Annotated in this window: 18 protein-coding genes and 1 pseudogene; 13 read left to right on the top strand and 6 right to left on the bottom strand. The window is 45.4% G+C overall.

Annotated features, from left to right (window positions below; translation table 11 throughout):
* Positions 1-104 precede the first annotated feature (104 nt).
* From kynA to BFI01S_RS03555, 9 genes are all read left to right on the top strand, one after another.
* Entirely contained in the window at positions 105-959 is an 855-nt protein-coding gene (gene kynA, locus BFI01S_RS03590; RefSeq protein WP_061791377.1) for a tryptophan 2,3-dioxygenase, read from the top strand.
* 355 nt (positions 960-1,314) lie between these two features.
* On the top strand, positions 1,315-2,658 hold the full coding sequence (locus BFI01S_RS03585; protein ID WP_061791376.1) for a sodium-dependent transporter: 1,344 nt from the start codon (positions 1,315-1,317) through the stop codon (positions 2,656-2,658).
* Between the two features lie 195 nt (positions 2,659-2,853).
* A complete protein-coding gene (locus BFI01S_RS03580; protein ID WP_061791427.1) occupies positions 2,854-3,693 on the top strand; it encodes an STAS domain-containing protein in 840 nt (279 codons plus the stop codon).
* Between the two features lie 66 nt (positions 3,694-3,759).
* Positions 3,760-4,347, top strand: coding sequence for a hypothetical protein (locus BFI01S_RS03575; RefSeq protein WP_061791375.1), 588 nt, complete (start codon positions 3,760-3,762; stop codon positions 4,345-4,347).
* 110 nt (positions 4,348-4,457) lie between these two features.
* Positions 4,458-4,724: a HepT-like ribonuclease domain-containing protein gene (locus tag BFI01S_RS22235; RefSeq protein WP_235831093.1), complete on the top strand. Its 267-nt coding sequence runs from the start codon at positions 4,458-4,460 to the stop codon at positions 4,722-4,724.
* 141 nt (positions 4,725-4,865) lie between these two features.
* Positions 4,866-6,347, top strand: a complete 1,482-nt coding sequence (locus tag BFI01S_RS03570) for a TIGR02677 family protein (protein ID WP_061791374.1) — start codon at positions 4,866-4,868, stop codon at positions 6,345-6,347.
* Positions 6,344-7,522 carry a TIGR02678 family protein gene (locus BFI01S_RS03565; RefSeq protein WP_061791373.1) on the top strand — a complete coding sequence of 393 codons (1,179 nt, stop codon included), beginning with the start codon at positions 6,344-6,346 and terminating at the stop codon, positions 7,520-7,522. The genes BFI01S_RS03570 and BFI01S_RS03565 overlap by 4 nt, the downstream gene beginning before the upstream one ends.
* Positions 7,512-11,627, top strand: coding sequence for a TIGR02680 family protein (locus tag BFI01S_RS03560; RefSeq protein ID WP_061791372.1), 4,116 nt, complete (start codon positions 7,512-7,514; stop codon positions 11,625-11,627). The genes BFI01S_RS03565 and BFI01S_RS03560 overlap by 11 nt, the downstream gene beginning before the upstream one ends.
* Entirely contained in the window at positions 11,624-12,904 is a 1,281-nt protein-coding gene (locus BFI01S_RS03555; RefSeq protein ID WP_061791371.1) for a TIGR02679 family protein, read from the top strand. Before BFI01S_RS03560 ends, BFI01S_RS03555 begins: the two co-directional genes overlap by 4 nt.
* A 34-nt stretch (positions 12,905-12,938) precedes the next feature.
* On the opposite strand, the gene htpX is transcribed toward BFI01S_RS03555, so the two are convergent.
* Positions 12,939-13,820: a protease HtpX gene (gene htpX, locus BFI01S_RS03550; RefSeq protein ID WP_061791370.1), complete on the bottom strand. Its 882-nt coding sequence runs from the start codon at positions 13,818-13,820 to the stop codon at positions 12,939-12,941.
* 177 nt (positions 13,821-13,997) lie between these two features.
* Here htpX and BFI01S_RS03545 point away from each other — a divergent pair, with 177 nt between their 5' ends.
* Complete coding sequence (locus BFI01S_RS03545) at positions 13,998-14,729, top strand: DUF1836 domain-containing protein (protein WP_061791369.1); 732 nt, start codon at positions 13,998-14,000, stop codon at positions 14,727-14,729.
* A gap of 78 nt (positions 14,730-14,807) precedes the next feature.
* Positions 14,808-15,008, top strand: a complete 201-nt coding sequence (locus BFI01S_RS03540) for a hypothetical protein (protein ID WP_235831088.1) — start codon at positions 14,808-14,810, stop codon at positions 15,006-15,008.
* A gap of 233 nt (positions 15,009-15,241) precedes the next feature.
* Here BFI01S_RS03540 and BFI01S_RS03535 read toward each other — a convergent pair.
* The 3 genes and pseudogenes from BFI01S_RS03535 to BFI01S_RS03525 all read right to left on the bottom strand — a co-directional run.
* Positions 15,242-15,829 (bottom strand): annotated as a pseudogene (locus tag BFI01S_RS03535) (aminoglycoside 6-adenylyltransferase); the annotation flags it as partial.
* Between the two features lie 112 nt (positions 15,830-15,941).
* Positions 15,942-17,426 carry a class I adenylate-forming enzyme family protein gene (locus tag BFI01S_RS03530; RefSeq protein WP_061791368.1) on the bottom strand — a complete coding sequence of 495 codons (1,485 nt, stop codon included), beginning with the start codon at positions 17,424-17,426 and terminating at the stop codon, positions 15,942-15,944.
* A gap of 28 nt (positions 17,427-17,454) precedes the next feature.
* The gene (locus BFI01S_RS03525) at positions 17,455-17,844 is read right to left on the bottom strand and encodes a MerR family DNA-binding protein (protein WP_061791367.1); all 390 of its coding nucleotides are present in this window, start codon (positions 17,842-17,844) and stop codon (positions 17,455-17,457) included.
* A 92-nt stretch (positions 17,845-17,936) separates the two neighbouring features.
* Here BFI01S_RS03525 and BFI01S_RS03520 point away from each other — a divergent pair, with 92 nt between their 5' ends.
* A complete protein-coding gene (locus BFI01S_RS03520) occupies positions 17,937-19,550 on the top strand; it encodes an acyl-CoA dehydrogenase family protein (RefSeq protein ID WP_061791366.1) in 1,614 nt (537 codons plus the stop codon).
* Between the two features lie 31 nt (positions 19,551-19,581).
* On the opposite strand, the gene BFI01S_RS03515 is transcribed toward BFI01S_RS03520, so the two are convergent.
* Positions 19,582-19,836, bottom strand: a complete 255-nt coding sequence (locus tag BFI01S_RS03515; protein WP_061791365.1) for a DUF3949 domain-containing protein — start codon at positions 19,834-19,836, stop codon at positions 19,582-19,584.
* 139 nt (positions 19,837-19,975) lie between these two features.
* Between BFI01S_RS03515 and BFI01S_RS03510 the strand changes: the two genes are divergently transcribed.
* Positions 19,976-20,350, top strand: coding sequence for a hypothetical protein (locus tag BFI01S_RS03510; RefSeq protein WP_061791364.1), 375 nt, complete (start codon positions 19,976-19,978; stop codon positions 20,348-20,350).
* A 47-nt stretch (positions 20,351-20,397) separates the two neighbouring features.
* Here BFI01S_RS03510 and BFI01S_RS22230 read toward each other — a convergent pair whose 3' ends face one another.
* Positions 20,398-20,574 carry a gallidermin family lantibiotic gene (locus tag BFI01S_RS22230; protein WP_082804459.1) on the bottom strand — a complete coding sequence of 59 codons (177 nt, stop codon included), beginning with the start codon at positions 20,572-20,574 and terminating at the stop codon, positions 20,398-20,400.
* Between the last annotated feature and the right edge of the window lie 14 nt (positions 20,575-20,588).

The following is a 20,588-nucleotide window of genomic DNA, read 5'->3' as shown; positions in this document are numbered from 1 at the left end:
AATCCGCAGAAGGAATATAGGCCAAAAAGTAACATATCGGTCAGAGCCCTCAGAACCAGGCCGGATCTGGAACGACAAGAACTAATTTTCAAGGAGGAACCCACATGATCAACGAAAAACACCAGGACGTAAACGCAACAACCTCTGAAAAGAGCATCCATACAGACTTTACCAATAACATGACTTACGGAGAATACCTTCAGCTTGATAAAATCCTATCCGCGCAAAACAGGCTTTCCGGCCATCATGATGAGATGCTTTTCATCGTCATCCACCAGGTGAGCGAGCTGTGGATGAAGCTGATTCTTCATGAAATGGGAGCAGCCATCGAATCGATCGAAAATAATGACTTATCCACAGCGCAAAAGCGACTTGCGCGCGTTTCGAAGACACAATCGCAGATTATTCAGGCATGGGATGTGCTGTCCACCATGACGCCGTCCGAATATATGGAGTTCCGAGATTCACTTGGCCAGGCATCTGGCTTCCAATCCTACCAGTATCGTATGGTAGAATTTGCGTTAGGCTACAAAACAGAGCATGTTCTGAAGATCTATCAAAAAGATTCGGAGCTGCATGCAAGATTAACAGAAGCATTCGAAAGACCTGGCCTTTATGATGTAGCCATCCGCGCGCTTCACAAAGCCGGATTGCCAATTGATGAAGACATTCTGAACAGAGATGTAACCAGAACCTACAAAGAGAATGATTCTGTCCGCGAAGCCTGGATGACTGTGTATAAAAATCCTGAAAAGTATTGGGAGTTATACGAGCTTGCGGAAAAACTTGTGGATATCGAAGACTGGCTCCAGCAGTGGCGCTTCCGCCATATGAAAACGGTCGAACGAATCATCGGCTTCAAGATGGGCACAGGCGGTTCATCCGGTGTCGGCTATCTGAAAAAAGTGCTGGATCAGCGATTCTTCCCTGAACTTTGGGATATCCGTACAGAGCTGTAATCTATCGGGGGAACTTCGGACGGAAGCTGCGAAAAAACGGAGTAAGAGTCCGAACCTGGTTCAACTTCAGACACAACCAGCGAGAAAACCGCAGTCAGAGTCCGAAGCCGGATTAACTTCTGACACAACCAGCAAGAAAACCGGAGTGAGAGTCCGAAGCCGGATCAACTTCTGACACAACCAGCAAAAAAACCGTTGATTGAGTCCGAACCCGGGCCAACTTCGGACACAGCCAGCGAAAAAACCGGAGACAGAGTCCGAACCTGGTTCAACTTCTGACACAACCAGCGGAAAAACTGGTGTCAGAGTCCGAACCACCTAAGAAAATAAAATACTAAAAAACAGGGGGGAAACTATGAGTACAAATCGAGAGCAATGGTCATCTAAATTCGGCTTTATTATGTCCTCGGCCGGTGCGGCGATTGGCCTGGGGGCCATCTGGAAGTTCCCGTACGTAGCTGGAACAAGCGGCGGGGGCGCCTTTTTGCTGATGTTTATCGCATTCACGATTCTGGTAGGGCTGCCAATGCTCATTTCAGAATTTATTATCGGGCGGGGCGCACAGAAGGAAGCGGTGTCTGCCTACTATAAACTGGCGCCAAACAGCCGGTGGACGATTACCGGGAAGCTTGGGGTGATCGGCTGCTTCCTGCTATTGAGCTTTTACTCGGTTGTTGGGGGCTGGGTGCTGATTTACACAGTTCTATCGATCGGCGGCCAAATCATCAAGCCGGGTGCAGCCTATCCGGAACTATTCGGCATGATCACTTCAACGCCAAGCTGGACGCTAATGGGTCTGGCTGTATTTCTTCTTATTAATATTGTTGTCATTACATTCGGAATCCAAAACGGGATTGAAGCTGCTAGCAAATACATGATGCCGTTATTATTCATCTTTTTTATCGTGCTTGTCATACGCGCTTTGACGCTGGATGGAGCAATGGAAGGGGTCAAGTTCTTCCTGAACCCGGACTTCAGTAAAATCACAGGCGAATCGGCACTCTATGCATTGGGACAATCCTTCTTTGCGTTAGCAGTCGGTTTTTCCTGCATGGTCACGTACAGCTCATACCTGGATAAGAAAGTCAGCATTCCATCATCAGCCGGATCTGTTGTGATCATGAACATCATCATCTCGGTCCTGGCAGGGTTGGCGATTTTCCCGGTTGTCTTTGCATTCGGATTTGAACCGGCTGAAGGCCCGGGACTGCTGTTCATGGTCCTGCCGGCAGTTTTTTCACAGATCCCATTAGGAGAAGTGTTCCTGGCGATCTTCCTGCTGCTTTTCTTATTTGCAACCCTGACATCATCATTCAGCATGCTGGAGATCATCGTCTCCGCCTTCATCGAGAACGGAAAGCATTCACGGAAAAAAATCTCCTGGATCTCCGGCATTGTCATGTTTGCCGCCGGGATTCCTGCTGCGCTGTCATTCAGCCTGCTTGGAGAATTCACGATTTTCGGAAAAAATATTTTTGATGCAACCGACTACCTGGTCAGCAACATCCTGCTTCCGCTGGGCTGCCTGCTGATTGCCCTGTTTATTTCTTTTAGAATGGACAAAGGGCTTGTCAAAGAAGAGTTTCTGCTTGGCAGCGACATTTCGCCAGCCATGTACACCGCGTGGAGCATCCTGATGAAAGTAGTTGTTCCTGTTACGATTTTGGTTGTGTTTATGAGCACATTGGGAGTTATTTAAAGAGGCGCCTATCCGGCGCTATTTTTACTATTTCATAAAAAAATTAAATTTATGGTTTATGGGCAAAATAAAAAGGGTATATAAATTTAGGACTCTGTCATAAAAATGATGTGATCTTCAAAATCAAATTCAAGAGACGGATTTTCTTCGATTTAAACGAATTGTATATATAAAACGAGGGGGCGTATGTTTAAAATGGAAGCAACCTACAAAGAAACAAGCGATATTTCAGGATTTATTGTTGCGAATCGTGAGAACTTTCAGCACAAATTATTGTCAGAGGCTGTGAATGTAGCCTCAAAGATCAATGAAATTCTGCAAAGAGGGAATATTGATCTTTTAAAAAATGCAGAAAGATTGGCTTTATATGTTGCTGAAAATAGAGAAGAAGAGCTGATTGCTTTTGCCAGACAGGAAGGCGTTGCCTGGGCTGAGCATTCCCTGACGCTTTCTTTTAAACTGGAATGGGTGCAGGCGATTCGTCGGACTTTGTGGCACTTCCTGTTCCAGTATGACAGAATTAAAGGGCAGGACAAAGTAGCTGAAGATTTTTATAGTATGGAAAAAGAGGTCAATGATCATGTGGACCAATTCTTAAATAACTTCTTTATCAGCTATTCTGACTATAAAGATGAGATGCTTAAATCGCAGCGCAAACTGGTGGAGCATTTGTCCGTGCCGATTATTCCGGTCAGCACGTCTGTCGCTGTTCTGCCGCTGATTGGCATGATTGATTCGTACCGGATTCAGACGATTGAAGAAAAAGTCCTGATGGATATCTCATCCATTAAAATCCAGACCTTGATCATGGATCTTTCCGGAATTGCAGATATGGAAGTTGATGTTATTGTCCACTTCAAAAAGATTTTGAGCGGCATTAGGATGATGGGCTGTGATGCAGTAATTACCGGTCTTAGAGCTGAGCTTGTCCGCAAAATGATCCATGCTGGTGTTTCGTTCGAGAGCCAGGCGGAAACAAAGGGAACATTGCAGCAGACCTTAAGGGAATACTTAGTGATTGAACCTAAAAAATAATACATATACAACTGTCTGCCGCTGTCCTCATTGGAACGCGGCAGGCATTTTTAAAAGGAGCCCGCTATGAAAGATTTTGATGAATGGCTGAATATCCATACATACGGCGACCAAAAAGGGTTCCACAAATCTTTTCACTATTATCGCTACGAACCTACTCCTTATGAGGGCCTTGAAAAACTGTTCAGTGAATACACGCTGAAAAGCAGTGATCGCCTCGTGGACTTCGGCTGCGGCAAGGGCCGGCTGCCGTTTTATATTCACCATACCTTTCGGGCATCAGCTGCCGGCGTGGAAATGAATGAGTACTTTTACCGAGAAGCAATGGAAAATCATCGGACGTACAAGGGGGAAAAATCAGGCATCAGCTTTCATTGCATCCTGGCTCAGGAGTATGAAATCACTCCGCTGGACACTCATTTTTACTTTTTCAATCCGTTTTCGGTGCAGATTTTTATGAAAGTCGTCAATAATATACTCCGCTCAGCCGAAGGAAACCCGCGCAAAATGGACATTATTCTATACTACCCTTCAGAAGATTATTTATTTTATCTGGAAAACAGCACTTCATTTGAGCTGATCAAAGAGGTGGCACTTAAGGGTGATGAAAACGAGCGTTTCCTGGTCTATCGTTTCAATCAAACGTTTGATTGAAAAATCCCCCACTGCCCAAGCCATCTTTAAAATCGAGCATTTTAAGGAGTGTCAAGTATGCAGAGGGAGCCTAAAGTTTTTTTGGAGGATATCCTGAGTGCACAGAGAAAATCGGAAAATATACAAACGGTTTAACATATGATGAGTTTTTAGATAATGATTTAGTGTCTGACGCTGTAATAAAAAATGTCTTGGTAATTGGAGAAGCGGTGAAAATTCCTGAAGAAACCAGGGAGACGCACCCTCACATAGAATGGAGAAAAATGGCCGGAATGAGAGATATGATGATTCATGGTTATTTTTCTATTAATTATCGGATTTCTGGGATGTTGTCCAGAATAAAATCCAGGAACTCCGGAAGCAATTGGAACTGTTAATAAAAACCCTTAAATAAGTTCCATGTTTTCCTTCTAGTATCTTTTTAACTAATATCCCAATCCGCTTCTCCCTTTTTACTAGCCTGTTCTGAAAATCTTCTGTAAAATTTGATTTAATGTCCTTGAGAGGAGTGCGGAAATATGGAATTCCCCTTTAAACGAGTGAGTGAAGCGGCTTATTTATCGACAGAGAAAAGCGATAAATACCGTGCCATTCTTCGTTTTTTTTATATTCAGCATGAAAGACTTAAAGAATTTTTATCACCGGAAGAAATTTTATCGCATTTAAAAGTTTCAGCCTATTTCTCGGAGTATGAAATGGAAGAGCTAAATAATGATTTGTCGTCCCTTGTTAGGTGGGGCAATCTTCGGGCTCAGCAGGAAAGCGGAAAAGTAAAGACTGTTGAAGAGTTTAAGAAGCGGAGATTTCGCTATCAAATTACACCCTACACAGTCGAATTTGAGCGTATGCTCATCCGGTTTGAACAGGAAAGTGAAACCTTTGGCGGATCGCTTGAGAAAACACAATTTGAACGTTTTTATCAAACCCTTAAGAAGATACAGGTTTCGTCAAATGAATCCTCTGAGTTATGTGCACAGCATTGGGATGATTTGCTTACCTATTTTAAAAAAATCACGCAAAATACGTCTGATTATTTCGCCTATCTCCGCAGTGAAGATGCATCTGAGCATATGAAATCTGATGCCTTTTTGCTATATAAAGACCAATTTACCCTGTATCTCAGGGATTTTATTATTGCACTGCAGCGGACATCTTCTGCAATTCAGGATGTGATGATTAGTGTATCGCGGACAGATATACGGAACTTCTTTAAAAAGGTGGCCGAGCATGAAGACAAGGTGTTCCGGTTTGAGAAAAAGGAATCGGAAGAAGGTTATCTCAAGGAGCTGGAGGAAACATGGCGGAATGTAAAAGGGTGGTTTCTTGGTGACAAAACAGGGGATAGCCAATACGAAAATGTCCTGCACCAGACAAATGAAGCCATCCGCCGTTTAACCCGAATTGTGCAAAGGCTTGGCGAACGGAGCCAGCAGCTGAGGAGCCGCAAGGAAGATTATCTGCATCTTGCGCGCTGGTTTCTGGCACTTCCCTCTATAGACGAGGCCCACAAGCTTTCTGCTGTGGCATTTGGCGCGTCACACACTAAGCATTTGTATTCGGATCATATTCCAACAGATGATATTTACCTGGATGTTTGGGAAGAAGCACCAATGGCACATGAACGGATGCCGAAAATCCGCGAGTATCGCGAAAAAACAAAAGCCACAGCTATGGAGGATCATCAGGAACAAAAAGAAAGAACCATGAAGGAGCACCTGGAAAAACGCTTGCTGGAACAATCGGTAATCAAGAGTTATCGGGCGGGAAGCGAGATTGTATTAGAGGACCTGCCAGTTGTTGAGCCCTTTGTACGGAAATTGTTTCTATCATGGATTGGAAAGGCCATGGCAAGAGCGGATTATACGATTAAGACGGAGCACGGAGATCGAATAATGGTTGAACTGGATCGGACTAGAAAGATTACTTTAAGAGCGAAAGACGGCCAATTGCAAATGCCGGCGGTAACATTTCATTATCTTGAGAAGGAGAAGGCAAAATGAACGAACATGAAGAGGTTTTTGATGAAATTGCTGTCGATGCACTTGGGACGCTATTTGAACAATTTTGGATATTGCGCGAGGAAGAACCGGAAACATACCGGAAGATCCGCGACCGGGAACAAAAGCTGAAAAGATATATACAAGAGAAATTCGGTTTGGAGCTTACTGTACATCAGCATTTTATTAAGCTCGAAAAAATCCCCGTTCAGCCTGAGAGCTGGATGGGCCATCAATCCTTTGTGACGACAATGGATTATGCGATTTTTTGCTGTGCGCTCGCTTATACAGAGCAAAAAGCGATAGATGAGCAATTTCTGCTGTCAAATATGGCAGAGCACATTCAGGAGATGTATCCAGGCGAATTCTCCCTTGACTGGACGAATTACCAGCATCGCCGCTCGCTGGTTAGAGCTCTGAAGGAAGTTCTCTCTTTAAAGCTGATAAAAACAATCGATGGCAACCTGGATGCTTTCCAAATGAGTGAAGATGAAGAAGTGCTTTATGAAATTTCTGTGCATTCCCGCTATTTTATGCGCTCGTATCCGGATGATCTTGTCCAGTTCAGAAGCATGGAAGACCTTCTGTCACAGGAATGGAAGCGCCAGCCGGATGATCAGAGAAGAAAACGCGTATACCGCAAGCTGATGATGATGCCGGTTGTCCACCGCAATGGGGAAGATGACCCCGACTTTGCTTATATCAGAAATTTCCGCAACCGCCTCAGGGATGATTTCGAGCAGCACACTCCATTTCGCCTTGAAGTATTTAAGAATGCGGCGATGCTGACCATTCCCGATATGAAAAAGAAATACACACTCTATCCCGACACAAAAGGCATAACTGATGCAGCCCTTCATACGATGGCGGTATTAAGAGACCATCAAAAGGAATTGAATATCTCTGAAAGGGGCATAGTCCGCATGCCAGCTGCAGCTTTTGAAGCTTATGTAAGAAGAACAAAAGAGCAATATGGCCACGGATGGGGAAAAAAACACCGGGATGAAACCCCGGAAGAGACTGCCTGGGAAATCATCAATCTTTGGAGAGACTGGAGTATGGCAGAATGGGAGGCAGAAAGCAGGATGCTGACCATTCTGCCTGGTGCAGCACGGCTCATCGGCTTTTATCCCGCTGATTTTGAAAGTAAAAAGGAGGCAGCGCGCAATGGAAGATAAGTGGAAATTAAATCGCGCCGGCTTGTTTAATTTCTGGTATTACGATAATGAGGTTTTTGACTTTGAAGACGGTAAGCTGCTTCTGCGCGGATCCAATGGCTCTGGGAAATCCGTGACCATGCAAAGTATTCTGCCTGTCCTCCTGGACGGGCAGAAATCACCGGACCGCCTGGATCCATTCGGCTCAAGATCAAGAAGAATGGCCGATTATTTACTGGGTGAAAAGGAAATATCCAATCGTGATGAGCGGACAGGCTATCTGTACCTTGAGTATAAGAAAGAACATACAGAACAATATTTGACGACAGGAATGGGTATGCAGGCCAAGCGGAATCAGACGTTAAAATCATGGGGGTTTGTAATTACTGATAACCGAAGAATCGGCAGGGATCTGGAATTATTTAAATGGGCGAGCCAGGACGGAAAAAGAGTGAAATTTCCCCGCTCGCAAACAGAGCTGGAAACGGTGATTGGCTCAGGCGGTGAAGTGGTCAGTTCCAACAAGGAATATATGGCGCTTGTAAATAAATATATTTTCGGATTTGAAACCCTCGAGGCTTATGACGACTTAATTAAGCTGCTTATTCAGCTCCGCAGTCCAAAGCTGTCCAAGGAATTTAAGCCGACCGTTATCTACGAGATATTAGAAGAAGCTCTGCCGCCACTTACAGATGAGGATCTCCGCTATTTGTCTGATTCGATCGAGCAAATGGATCAGACAAAACAGCAAATGGAGCAGCTGGATCGGGAAGTTAAGGCGCTCTCCAAATTAAAGGATTCCTACGGGCATTATAATCAGCGTATTCTTATGGATAAACTGAATGATTGGGCACAATCCCATAACCGAAGAAAAAAGGAAGAAAATGAAGTTTCAGGACTTGAAGAAGAATTGCAGAGGCTGGCTTTTGAAATCAGCGAATTAACATCACAGCGTCAAAGCTTATTCATTTTGCAGGATACACTTGAGGAAAAACAGAAACGGCTCGCCACTCACGAGGTGTTCAGGCTGGAAGAAGAGCTGGAAAGAAAGCAGGAAGCTTACCGGGAGCTTCAGGGCGAAATTAAATTCCGCGAAGACCGCATTGCAGATATGGCTAGGAAAGAACGGAATATAAGGAACATGCTTGACAGTTTTGAACTGAGCTTCGCCGAGAAAGAAGTGGAGATAAGGGAAGCGGTGGAGGATCTCTCATATGAAGCAGATGAAAGTGCATTTTCTCAGCACGAGCAAAATATAGAAGATTTTATGCGCAGGCAGCAGAAGGAGCCGTTCAGCTTCGATCTTTGGAAAAAGGAAATCGTGCAGCACACTTCCCGACTTGAAAAAGCCTTGAGGGAGCTCTACAAGCAAGAGTCAGCCATGAAAAAGCTGGAAGAAAAAAATAGAGAACTTGGCGAGGCTCAAAAGGAGAGGGATCTGGCACAGGATGAGGAGCGTAAATGGCGGGAAACACTGTCAGAAGAAAAGCAGAAATTGATTTATTCTATTCATAAATGGACAGAAACCCACACTCATTACCAGATTGAACCCTCCACTCTCCAAGAAATGACGAGATTAATAGATGATTTGTACACTCATGCAGAGTATGAGGATGTAAAAGAAAAACTTCTTCCAGCGCTATATCAATATGAAGATTCCATCCGAGCGCAGCAATCAAAAGCGGCGTTCTCTCAGGAGGAAGCAGAAAGGGAACTTGGCGATCTTCAGAAAGAGTGGGAATTCAGAAAAGCACAAAGAGATCCGGAGCCGCATCGTGATGAAGCAACGATAAAAGCCAGACAGGTGCTTGAAGAGCAATCCGTCGATTATGCTTCATTATATGAAGTTGTGGAATTCCAGCCCCATGTACCAGCGGAAGTTCAGAATCGGCTGGAAAGTGCTCTTGCGGAAACTGGGATTTTGGATGCGATTTTGACGACAGAAGAAATTTCATTAAAGCATGACCGTATTTTAAAAGCTGAGCCAAAGCTGTTATCTCACACACTGGCTGATTACCTGCAGCCGGATGATAAGCAGACCTTCATCCCATCAGAGTATGTGCAGGAAATTCTGCAAAGCATTGAAATGGATGGAGAAGCGCCAGTCCATTTTGGCGAAGATGGCACCTATCAGTTTGCAAGCCTGAAGGGACATGCAATGCCCCTTCAGGAAGTCCGTTTTATCGGCAGGGAAGCAAGGAAACGTTACCGTGAAGAATTGATTGCCGGCCTTGAGGAGCAAATGAATACTCTTCGGGCTAAATTAAAGGAGCTAAGTGGTGAGCAAGTTCTTTTGGAAGATAAGCTTAATGAATCCAGGAAGGCTTGGAGCCAGTTTCCGCTAAGTTCAGATGTGAAGACAAGCTATAACGAAATGAAGAAAGCGGAGGACCGAGTGGTGCTTTGGCTTGGGCAAATCAGCAGAATCACTTCATACGTATCAGAATTGGATAGGGAGCTGCAGCGAATCAAATCAGAGCTGTTCCGTTTGACAGAAGGCATCAGTCTGCCCCTTTCTGCTGAATCCTATCAAACAGCGATTTCTAATAGCCGCAAGTATGAAAAAGCGTTGGACAGCATTCATAGGGAGCATGAAGCCTTGATTCGCATCATTCGTGATATCGCAAGAGAACAGGAAAACCTGCGGGAAGTTCAGGAGGATCTTGATAAATACCGCGGTGAATTGGCGATTAAGGAAGAAAGCCTTGAAAAAACGGAACTAGGCATTTCCAATATACAACAGCAGCTTCAACTGGCTGGGGCAGAGGAAGTGCGAAGAGAGATCAGAGATACAGCAACTGCGTTATCTCAGGCAAAGTCCGAGTTATCCCGGATTAGCGAGCAGCTTCCACAGAAAAAAGAAAAACAAAATAATACAACTGACAGGCTGACAGAACGAAAAGAAGCTAATAGGTTCTGGAAGCAGCTTGAAACCGCCTGGGAAAAAGCTCTCCGACTGGACTGGAGCCGGGGTCTATTCGGAGACAGGACAGAAGTATTTGAACCACACAGGCTGAGGCAATATGAAAGAGTAATTTCAAAAGAAAAAACAGCAAAGGAAAGAGTACACCTTGAAAGCCATTTAACGTCACTCTATCATTCTCTTCAACCTGATCTGATTGAACATAAAATGAGATTGTACACGTCTGCACCCGACATTCCAGAGTGGATGAAAGAAGTATCCCAGGAGGAATGGAAGCCTCTTGTTGAACAGTGGATAGCCAAAAACACCCGTAATGTAATTGAATTTGACCAGCGCGGGGTGAAAATCTCTCCGGACGATCTCCATGATGCGATTTCACGGGAATGGTCCCTCCAGGAAAACCGACTGGATGAAATGGACAAAAAGCTATATGAGGAAATTTTGCTGAATGCTGTTGGCCAAAAGCTGAGGGGGCGGATTCGCCGGGCGGAAAAATGGACGGAAAAAATGAAGGGCTTGATGGAAAGCCGTGATACCTCATCTGGACTGAAGTTTTCGATTAGATGGCGGCCCAGGACAGCCGATGCTGACCAGGAATTGGATACAAATGAATTAGTAAGGCTCTTAAAGCAGGATGCCAAGCTGTTAAATGATAATGATTTAGAAAAGATCACCAATCATTTTCGCTCCAAAATCATGGCGGCAAAGGCATGGTTAGAAGAAAAAGGCGAGGGCCAGACATTGCTGCAAGTGTTAAAAATGGTTCTCGATTACCGGAAATGGTTTTCCTTTGTGCTATATTTTGAGCGTCCGAATGAACCAAGGCGGGAGCTGACAAATCATAACTTCTTCAAATTCAGCGGAGGAGAAAAGGCAATGGCCATGTATATCCCGTTGTTTACCGCCTGTTATTCCAGATATCAGGAGGCAGCTCCGCATGCACCGTTTGTCATCTCATTAGATGAAGCCTTTGCTGGTGTAGATGAGAACAATATTAAAGAAATGTTCGAGATTGTAGAACAGCTGGGCTTTAATTATATTATGAACTCCCAGGTTTTATGGGGTGACTATGAAACGGTTGACTCTCTGTCTGTATGTGAACTGGTCCGTCCGAAGAACGCTGACTTCGTGACGGTGATCCGCTACATTTGGGATGGCCAGTCCCTCAATATGGAGATGCCTGAGGAGGCAGGCCTGTTATGAGCAGAAACTTAACGGAAGCTATTCAATATTTTCGAGGCAAAAAGGGCTTTAAAGCCCTTTTCCTTCAGTTTCGCAAAAAATATGAATCTCTTGGAAGAATAGGAGGAAATGCAGACCTGTCCTCTTTTACGCAGGAAGAACTGGAAGAGATTGCGCTCTTTATGGGGATTAGCCCGCATCATCTCTCCCGAAAAAAATCTCTTTCTCTGCAGGGTTTTGAAAAGCATCTCGAAAAAACAAAATTCACTGGTATCACTCTTCATGATTTACTTGAAGCTTACTTTCGCGAAAGGATTCAAGCAAAAAAGTTTCGAAAGCTGGAGCTTTTAGCAACACAAGAGGAAAAGATTCGCGTCTGGAAAGATAGATTTCCTGCCATCGCTGATTGGTTTGGGCACTTGGAGAAAAAAACAGCAGATGGGAACTGGATCAGGCGGCTAATTCTTGAAGATTCGTTTGATGAGGAAGTGAAGCTCTTGGCAAAGGGATTTTCTTATCTTCCCGACAAATTGGAACGCTATCCGCTCTTTAGCCAAAGAGTCAGCGGAAATCCTCATGCACTTGACCTCTCCACCCAAACAGGCAAGCTATGGATTCATCTATTGCATATCCTATCAGGCGGGGAAGGGAAATTGCCAGGACAGACTGAGGCCATTAATGAACTGTTGCTTTCTTATAATCTATTAAGGGATGATATCAGCAATTTCGTGACCACTGCTAATTTAATAGGCTATACGGCTGAAGGTCCCCACCCCGTCTGGAAGAATGCGCTCACGTCGAATTCTGTGCTAAATGTACCTTTGCGCGAGTTGCTGAAATTAGAAAAAGTGATTGCTCCTGAACCTGCCAAAGCTGTTTTTATTGTAGAGAATTCAGGGGTTTTTTCAGCCATTATCGATGAAGTCCCATCTGCTCCATTGATATGCACACACGGCCAATTCAAGCTTGCAGGACTCAGACTTATGGATTTTCTGGCAGATTCCGGCCACACCTTATACTATAGTGGTGATTTTGATCCGGAAGGATTGACAATGGCCCTGCGCTTTAAAAATCGCTACCTTGAGAAGGGGCAGCTTTGGCGCATGTCAGCAGAAGATTACGAAGCCTCCACCCCATCTGCTGTTTTAGGCGAAAGGGAAGGGAAACTGTCTGCTTTGCATGGAACCATTCTAGAAAACCTCGCTGAGATCATCAGGAAAAATAAGAAGATGGGGTATCAAGAGGGGATATTGACGTTAATGATTGAGGACATTCTGGCCGGCCAACTGTCGGAATAACAAAAGGGTGCCCCCTCAAAGGGCACCCTTTCCATTACTTCGCACTCAAACGTCTAATACGCTCATCCAAATCCGGATGTGTCGAGAACAAGGAAGCTTTCCTTCTGTTATTAATTTTCAAAGTGGAAATCGCCGTCTGTTCTTCTCCCTTGATGCGGCTGGAGTAGGCCTTCAGCATCTGCAGGGCATGTGTCATCTTGTCTTTGCCGGCCAGGTCAGCACCGCCGCGGTCCGCATGGAACTCACGATGGCGGGAGTAGGCGAAGACGACAAGACTTCCAAGGATTGAGAAGGCGATCTGGAACACAATTACAGCGATGAAATGCACAATCGGCGCCATTTCTTCTCTGACAAAACGGGATGCCACCCACGCTGCAATTCTAGCAAGGAAGACAACGAATGTGTTGACAACCCCCTGGAGAAGGGTCATGGTGACCATGTCTCCGTTCGCAATGTGTGCCACCTCATGGGCGATAACACCTTCAATGGCATCGTCGTCCATTTCCTGCAGCAATCCAGTTGAAACTGCCACAAGCGAGCGTTTCTTCGAAGGACCTGTCGCAAAAGCGTTGACTTCAGGAGAGTGGTAGATCCCGACTTCCGGCATATGTGTTAAGCCTGCCGCTCTTGAAAGGCGGTGAACTTTCTCCACGATGTCCCGTTCAGCTCCTGAAAGGGCACCGTTCGGATCCAGAACCTGGACATTCATCATTTTCTTGGCCATCCAGCGTGACATCCACAGAGAAATGAAGGAGCCCGAGAAGCCAATGACCGCACTGAATACAAGCAATGCGCCGAAATCAATGCCGCCCTGGGCATTAATGTAATTACCTCCGCCAATCAGCGAGAAAATAATACTAATTGTCAAAAGAACAAGAACGTTCGTCAATAAAAAGTAAAAAATACGTTTACCCATTTCCTCACCCTTTTTCATCTATTTTGAGTTCATATGAACTTGTCATCTGACTATATAATATAATTTTTTTATAAAAATGGCAAGTCATAACTAGGTGGAATGGAAGTAGACATTGACTGTCACCATGGAAACGATTAGGATGAAAGCATTGAATAGAGAACGCAGGGGCTGATTACCTTGGAATTATTCCAGCTATCAAGGAAAAGCATGGCTGATTTCCTGCTGTCGCTGAAGGGGGAAGGGGAGCTTTCGCCCAAACAAATCCTTCAGCAGGCATGGGCAGCCGCTCATGCAAAAAAAGGAATATCAACGGAAGCTTTTCTCGATACGAAAATGCCGGCCATATTTGAAAAATTGCTGCGGGCAGATTTGCAGAACATCGGCTTTTCCATCAATGAAATTGTCGCACTGGGGAACCAGATTGAATTCACCCATTTATCTTCTGCGGCGGTGCAGAATTGGGTGAAGCGGGATGTGAAGAACCTGATTGGCAGTCCACAGATCGGCAAGAAATATTCAGTTGACCAGGCTGCCATGCTTTTTATCGTGGAGGATCTGAAAGCGACACTCGATTTCGATTCTATCCGGAAAATTCTGGCTCTCCTTTTTAATGATCTCGATGACAGGTCAGACGATTTGATTGAGCCGATCCCATTTTATTCTGCTTACGCGGCTATTTTTGAAAAAGCCCATCAGCACAATGGTGCCGAAAAAAACATGCACGATCAGACAGAACAATGCATTAAAAAAGAAGCATTAAAAACATTGGAGAGTTTTCAGAATTTTACTGATCAGCAGAAAGACATCATTTCCAATATTCTTGTAACAGCTTCACTGACGGTTTTATCGGCCTACTACAAGTCGCTGACAAAGAAATATGTAACGGCTACCTTATTTTTAAATGGGTAAGCCAAGAAAGCATCGCCACTAGAGGGCCATGTTTTTTATGCGCGCTTGTTTTAATGTACAAGATTAGCCCATTTTGTATTGGGAAAAGCCTTTGAAATTACCCTTGCATTTACACTGATCAAAATCGATGACTCCCGCACCAGGTTTATTTATGTAGGGGAAAATAAAGGGGTAAACTTCGTTGGAAGGGCCATGCTGAAGCTTGGCGGCGATAAAAACAACCTGAAAGTGGTTGAGGAATTTTTGCAGAAGGTTCGCGAAGAAGCAATGAAGCTATAATGGAAAACATCGCCGGCTTAAACCAGCGATGTTTTTTCTATTATACTTCCCGCCTCATCGCTTTAAGCTCATCCACCTGTGTTCGCATAGCTATACCATAAGCGGCAATTGTGCCAAACAGGGCGCCAAGCAGGCCAATCGATTTTGCGGGTTTTTCCTATTCGTCCCCGCTTTCTCCCAATTTCCACTCTTTTTCAAGATAAACCCAAAGAAATTTATCGGAATTTGTACTATTCCAGCATGGTTATCAGCACATTCCGGTTGATCTGCTCATGCATAAACATCGCGTAAGTAAGCTCCCTGCGCCAAAGTCCTTTACTGACATTCATCGTAATCCACCAAAACTCATTGCACAGATCTGCAAACTCTCTGGCATCAGGTTTCTTGATGTGGTAATCCCGGTCACTGGCTGGCGGCAGGGACCCAACCAGCCCATCCTTATCAAGAAGCAGCACACTCAGGCTGTCAGGCTCCAGCAGCTCATCCATCCTTTCGGCCGGAATCAGCGTCAGATCGATCCTGTTCCCGTCTACAAACTGCATCAGATAGGGGAAGCGGTCGTTCCCATCGGCAGGCGGCAGCACCTTCTCCTCCGGCATCTGCATCATCACCCGCTCGCCAAACTCATCCACCCAGCTATGATCACAGATGAAGGATTCCATTTCCCTCACGATGTACACAATATCATAATCCTGAAAGATATCTTTCTTTAGATTAGGATTCGCGCGCGATCCATTAAGAATCACCGCACGAACCCGCTCATCTTCTTTGGCAGTTGATAGAATCAGATTCATCATCTCGGTTTCGGTTCTTGATTTCATGTGGCCTCCTGATTGTTTGGTTATACTAGTAAGTTACTTTTTTTAGGGGCGGATTCCTGCTGGTGACTCTAAAAAATCAGGCGCCCTCCCAAGCATCTGATATTCGCCGCAATTAAGCATGCACCAATTTCACCTGCTGCTTCAAAATCTTTCCGCTTGCATTCCGCGGCAGTTCATCCACAAAGGAATAGATCCGCGGACACTTAAATTCTGCGAGATGTTCGGCTGTAAACGCCCGCAATTCTTCCTCAGACACCTGGCCCTTCAGCACAACGACTGCTTTGACGGTCTCACCCCATTCTTCATGAGGCACACCGACGACACAGGACTCCAAAACCGCGTCATGCTTCGCGAGTACTTCTTCAATTTCACGCGGATAAATGTTGACGCCGCCAGAAATAATGACATCCTTTTTACGGTCCACGATGTAAAAGTAGCCATCCTCATCCCGGTAGGCAATGTCGCCGGTATAGAGCCAGCCGCCTTTTAGCACAGCATTCGTTTCAGCCGGATTATTGTCATAACCAAGCATGAGGCTGTCGCCAGTCAGAAGAATCTCGCCATATTCATTTGGAGCGGTATCGGTGCCATCCGGCCGGACGATCCGGATTTCCATGTTCACCGTCGGATTCTTGCCGATGCTTCCAGCCTTCTCCAGATGCTCTTCCGGGTATAAGAGAATGCCATTTGGTCCCGCTTCCGTCAGTCCGTATACCTGATAGAAATTTTCGTTACGGAACGCCTTTTTCACATGGTGATAGGAGGCAAGAGCCAGCGGGCCGCCGCCATAGGCAAAGACACGCATGGTGGACAAATCATAGGAAGCCAAATCCGGATCCTTGGCCGCAAGCAAATAGGCGACAGGTGCCGCAAATGAGAAGGTCGTCTTTTCCTGCTGAATCCAGTTCAGGAAGCCCTTTGGAGTAAAGTCGCCGATCACATGGGATGCTCCGCAATAAAGCCCGCTCATGAAAAAGGTATTCAAAGGAGCAGAGTGGGAGAGCGGCATCAGGGTGAGCATGGAATCATTATGCGACAAGCTGAAATTAACCGAAACAGCCGAAGCGATCGCCAGAATGCGTTCATGGCTGAACACAACCCCCTTTGGCGTCCCGGTTGTTCCGGATGTAAAAAGGATCTCACAGACGTCCCGCGAATCAATCGGCACATCAAGATTACCCTCAGAAAAATGAGCAGAAGCTTCAACTGCATCCTGAATCGAAAAATTGAAATTTTCATTCTCTTTTAACGCCGCAGCCGTTTCAGCAAGCTCATCCTCATACAGAATTCCTGCAGCATTCGCTCTTTGAAAAATAGCCGACAATTCTTTCGGTGTCAGGCGGATATTCACCGGCATCGGAATCGCGCCGATCTTCATGCAGGCAAAAAAAGCATAAAAGAAGTGCTCCGTATTGCGGGACATTACCGCAACCCGATCGCCCCTCCGGATTCCTTCATTCTGAAGATATCGTGCCAGCCTGTTGCATAGGCGGTTCATGTCTCCGTATGTAAGGCGGTTCGATACCGTGATAAAGGCGTCCTTTTCTGGAAACTTCCTTGCATTTCTCTCCAATAATCCGTGAATGGTTGCTCCCACTATACTCAGCCCCTTATTAAAAAAGAATTTATGTCTTCACCCGGCTGTTTTCATACTTTTCTTTGTACGTCAAAATGTCTTCCCGCAGCATTTGCAGCTGCATGATCTGTTCTTCGATTTCCCTCAGCTTGCTGTCAGCAAATGCAATAATTCTGCTTTTCTCCGCTTCGCCTTCCGGGTTCGATTCATACAGCTCAATCATTTCTCTGATTTCCTGAAGGCCGAAGCCGAGTTTTTTCCCCCGCAGAATCATCTTCAGGCGCCGTCGTTCCCGATTGGTATAGGTGCGCTGCTTGGTCAGGCTGTCGCGGTTTTCCGAAGTCAGCATTCCGATTTCCTCGTAATAGCGGATCGTCCTGGAGCTGATGTCAAACATTGCCGCAAGCTCGCTGATGGTAAAAACCTTTTCTTCTGGCATTATGTATCCTCCTAGTTGACGTTAACGTTAACTTAGTTTTATAATAATTCTGAAAATTAGTATTTGTCAATCAAAAAAGGAGTGATTTTTCCATGACGATAACTTCCCGGGACCAGCAGATAAGAGGCAGGAATTCATACACATTTGATGAGTTTTTAAATCGGCGTGCCAAACAGGATTGGTATAAGGATGATCCCTTTTTGCAAAAGGCCTTAAAAAAGTATGCAGGTTCGCAATATGAACAGATACATAATGAACTGCAGGATTTTTCTCCGGCTGTTTCGTCCAAATGGAACACGCTTGCCGAGAGAGCGGCAAGTCCTGATTCCCGTCCGTATATGCTTCATTTTGATGCCTTCAATCACCGCATTGACCGTGTCGTCCGTCCAATGGAAACGCATCAGCTGGAAAAAGAAGTGTTCGGGGAAGGCCTTTTTTCAAGCCGTATGCCATCCTGGGAAAGTTTCGCGAAGCGGATGCTGATTCATCAGCTGGGGGAAGCGGGTGTCGCCTGTCCGCTGACATGCACGATTGGATTAATTGCACTTCTTGAACAATATCCGAATGAAGATATTCCTGAGCTGGAGCAAATTTTACGGCATACGAAAGAGGGACTGGACGGGGACTTTGCGATCGGTGCCCAATTCATGACGGAGATCCAGGGAGGATCCGATTTGCCTGCCAATGTGCTTGAGGCGGTTCCAGATGGTAAAAACTACCGCCTTTACGGCAATAAATTTTTCTGCTCGGTTGCACATGCCGACTATTCCGTCGTCACTGCGAAAATTTCCGGCACTGATAAAGTGTCCACGTTCATTGTTCCGTCCTGGCTGCCTGGTGATAAGGAGAAGGAAAAGCGCAATGACTATGAAATCAACCGGATCAAGTGGAAAATGGGTACGGCCGAGCTGCCGACAGGGGAATTTCAGTATAATGGGGCTCTTGCTTACCCGGTTGGCCCGGCAGGAAAAGGGGTGGCCGTTGCAGCCGGCATCGTTCTGACCCTATCCCGCCTTGAAATCGGAATTGCCTGTGCCGCCTTTATGCTCCGTGCAGCCCGGGAAGCCAATCTTTATGGCGATTTCCGGTCTGTTTTTGGCAAAAAGGTAAAAGATTACCCGCTATCAGCGAGAACGCTGAAAAAAATAGAAAATGCCGCACATCGGACAGCTGCAGGCGCTTTTAAAATCTATGATCTATTCCTCAGCCTTGACCAGCCGCTGAATGCCGGGATTCCGGAGGATCAGCCGCTCGAACGGAGAAAACAGCTCTTTAACTTGAGGGAGATGGTGCTGCTGCAGAAAATCTGTGCCACAAACGAAGGGGCAGAGGTGGTGCGCGATGCTATCTCTGTCTTTGCCGGCCATGGTGTCATGGAGGAATTCTCATCATTGCCGCGCATCTTCCGGGATGTCGTCGTCAATGAGCAGTGGGAAGGGCCGCGCAATCTGCTGCTGACGCAAATTTACCGGGATATTCAGAGAGTGGCAGACTGGTATCCGCCGGAGCAATTCGTGTCAAATGTGCTTGCAGGTGCTTCTAAGGAAACGATTGATCGATTTGCGGAGCAGCTGACGGATCTCCTGCAGCGCCCGGTGTGCGGGGAAGTGAGCGAAGCTTCCATGGACGCGGCTGAAGAGTGGGATATGTTCTGCGATTCCTTTTTTCAATCGTACCAGACGATTGCGCTGGAGGAATTGCAATAAAAAAATGCCTGGTGGAAGCCTGCCAGGCTATTTAATGCTTAATTCGATAGATAACCGATGCCAGCAAATTGGCCAGAAAAAAGATCGGGTTTCCCTGCATGTTCTCATGCAGAACCAGTTCATCCACTCTCATGCTGTCATACATTTCTCCCTGTGTTTTCCCCTTCGCTTTATTTTTGGCCTCCATCTCTTTAAGGTTGACCAAAAAACGGTATTGCATGGGCAGAATGAGAAGTGAAAACAAAACATACAATCCGACAATTCCCCAAAAAATCATCAAAAACATTAAGTACCCTCCTAGTTAATTCCATTTTACATCTTCTCTAATGAGTATGCATTTAAGAACGTACGTTCTTTAATTGTGCATAAATTCTCCGCTTCCTAAATAAGATGAAGTATCATCCAAGAAAAGAGGCGATCCAACCATGATTACAAAAGAGATGCTGGCCCGTTTTGATGAGCTGAACCGCAGGAAAAAAGACCTTGAAGCAGAATTGGATAAATTGAAAGACCTTTTCCATCAGTATTTCGATACAGCAGTGGGACAGAATGAAAAAGGGGAAGTCAAGATTGATAGCTACAAGCTGCAGAGGCAGATTAGAAGGACGGAGAAGTTTGACACCGAAGAAACCGTAAAACGATTAGAGGGATTGAATTTACCTGAATTAATCCAGAAAAAACCTGATGAACGCAAAATAAAATCGGCATTGGACCTGCAGATTATCAAGGAAAAGGATCTGGAAGGATGCCTATCAGAGAAAGTGACTGCAGCCATACTGGTTAAAAAAATCGAAGCTTGACTATAAAGAAGGCTAATGAGGTGATCCTCATTAGCCCTTTTTTCTGCTTACCAGCAAGACATATTGCTATTGCAAAGAGATGTTTTACATTTTAAGCAGCAGCTTGTTTTCGTTGTCTGGTCTACACATCCAGGAGTACAGAAAAGCTTGCTCTTGATATCAGGCTGTTCTCCGCTAGCCGCCTTTAATACTTGTACATCCAGATCAAACATATTCTCTTTCACAAAAATCCCTCCAA

Source organism: Cytobacillus firmus NBRC 15306, from assembly GCF_001591465.1.
GTDB classification, from domain to species: domain Bacteria; phylum Bacillota; class Bacilli; order Bacillales; family Cytobacillaceae; genus Cytobacillus; species Cytobacillus firmus.
This window is presented reverse-complemented; position numbering and strand designations above follow the sequence as displayed.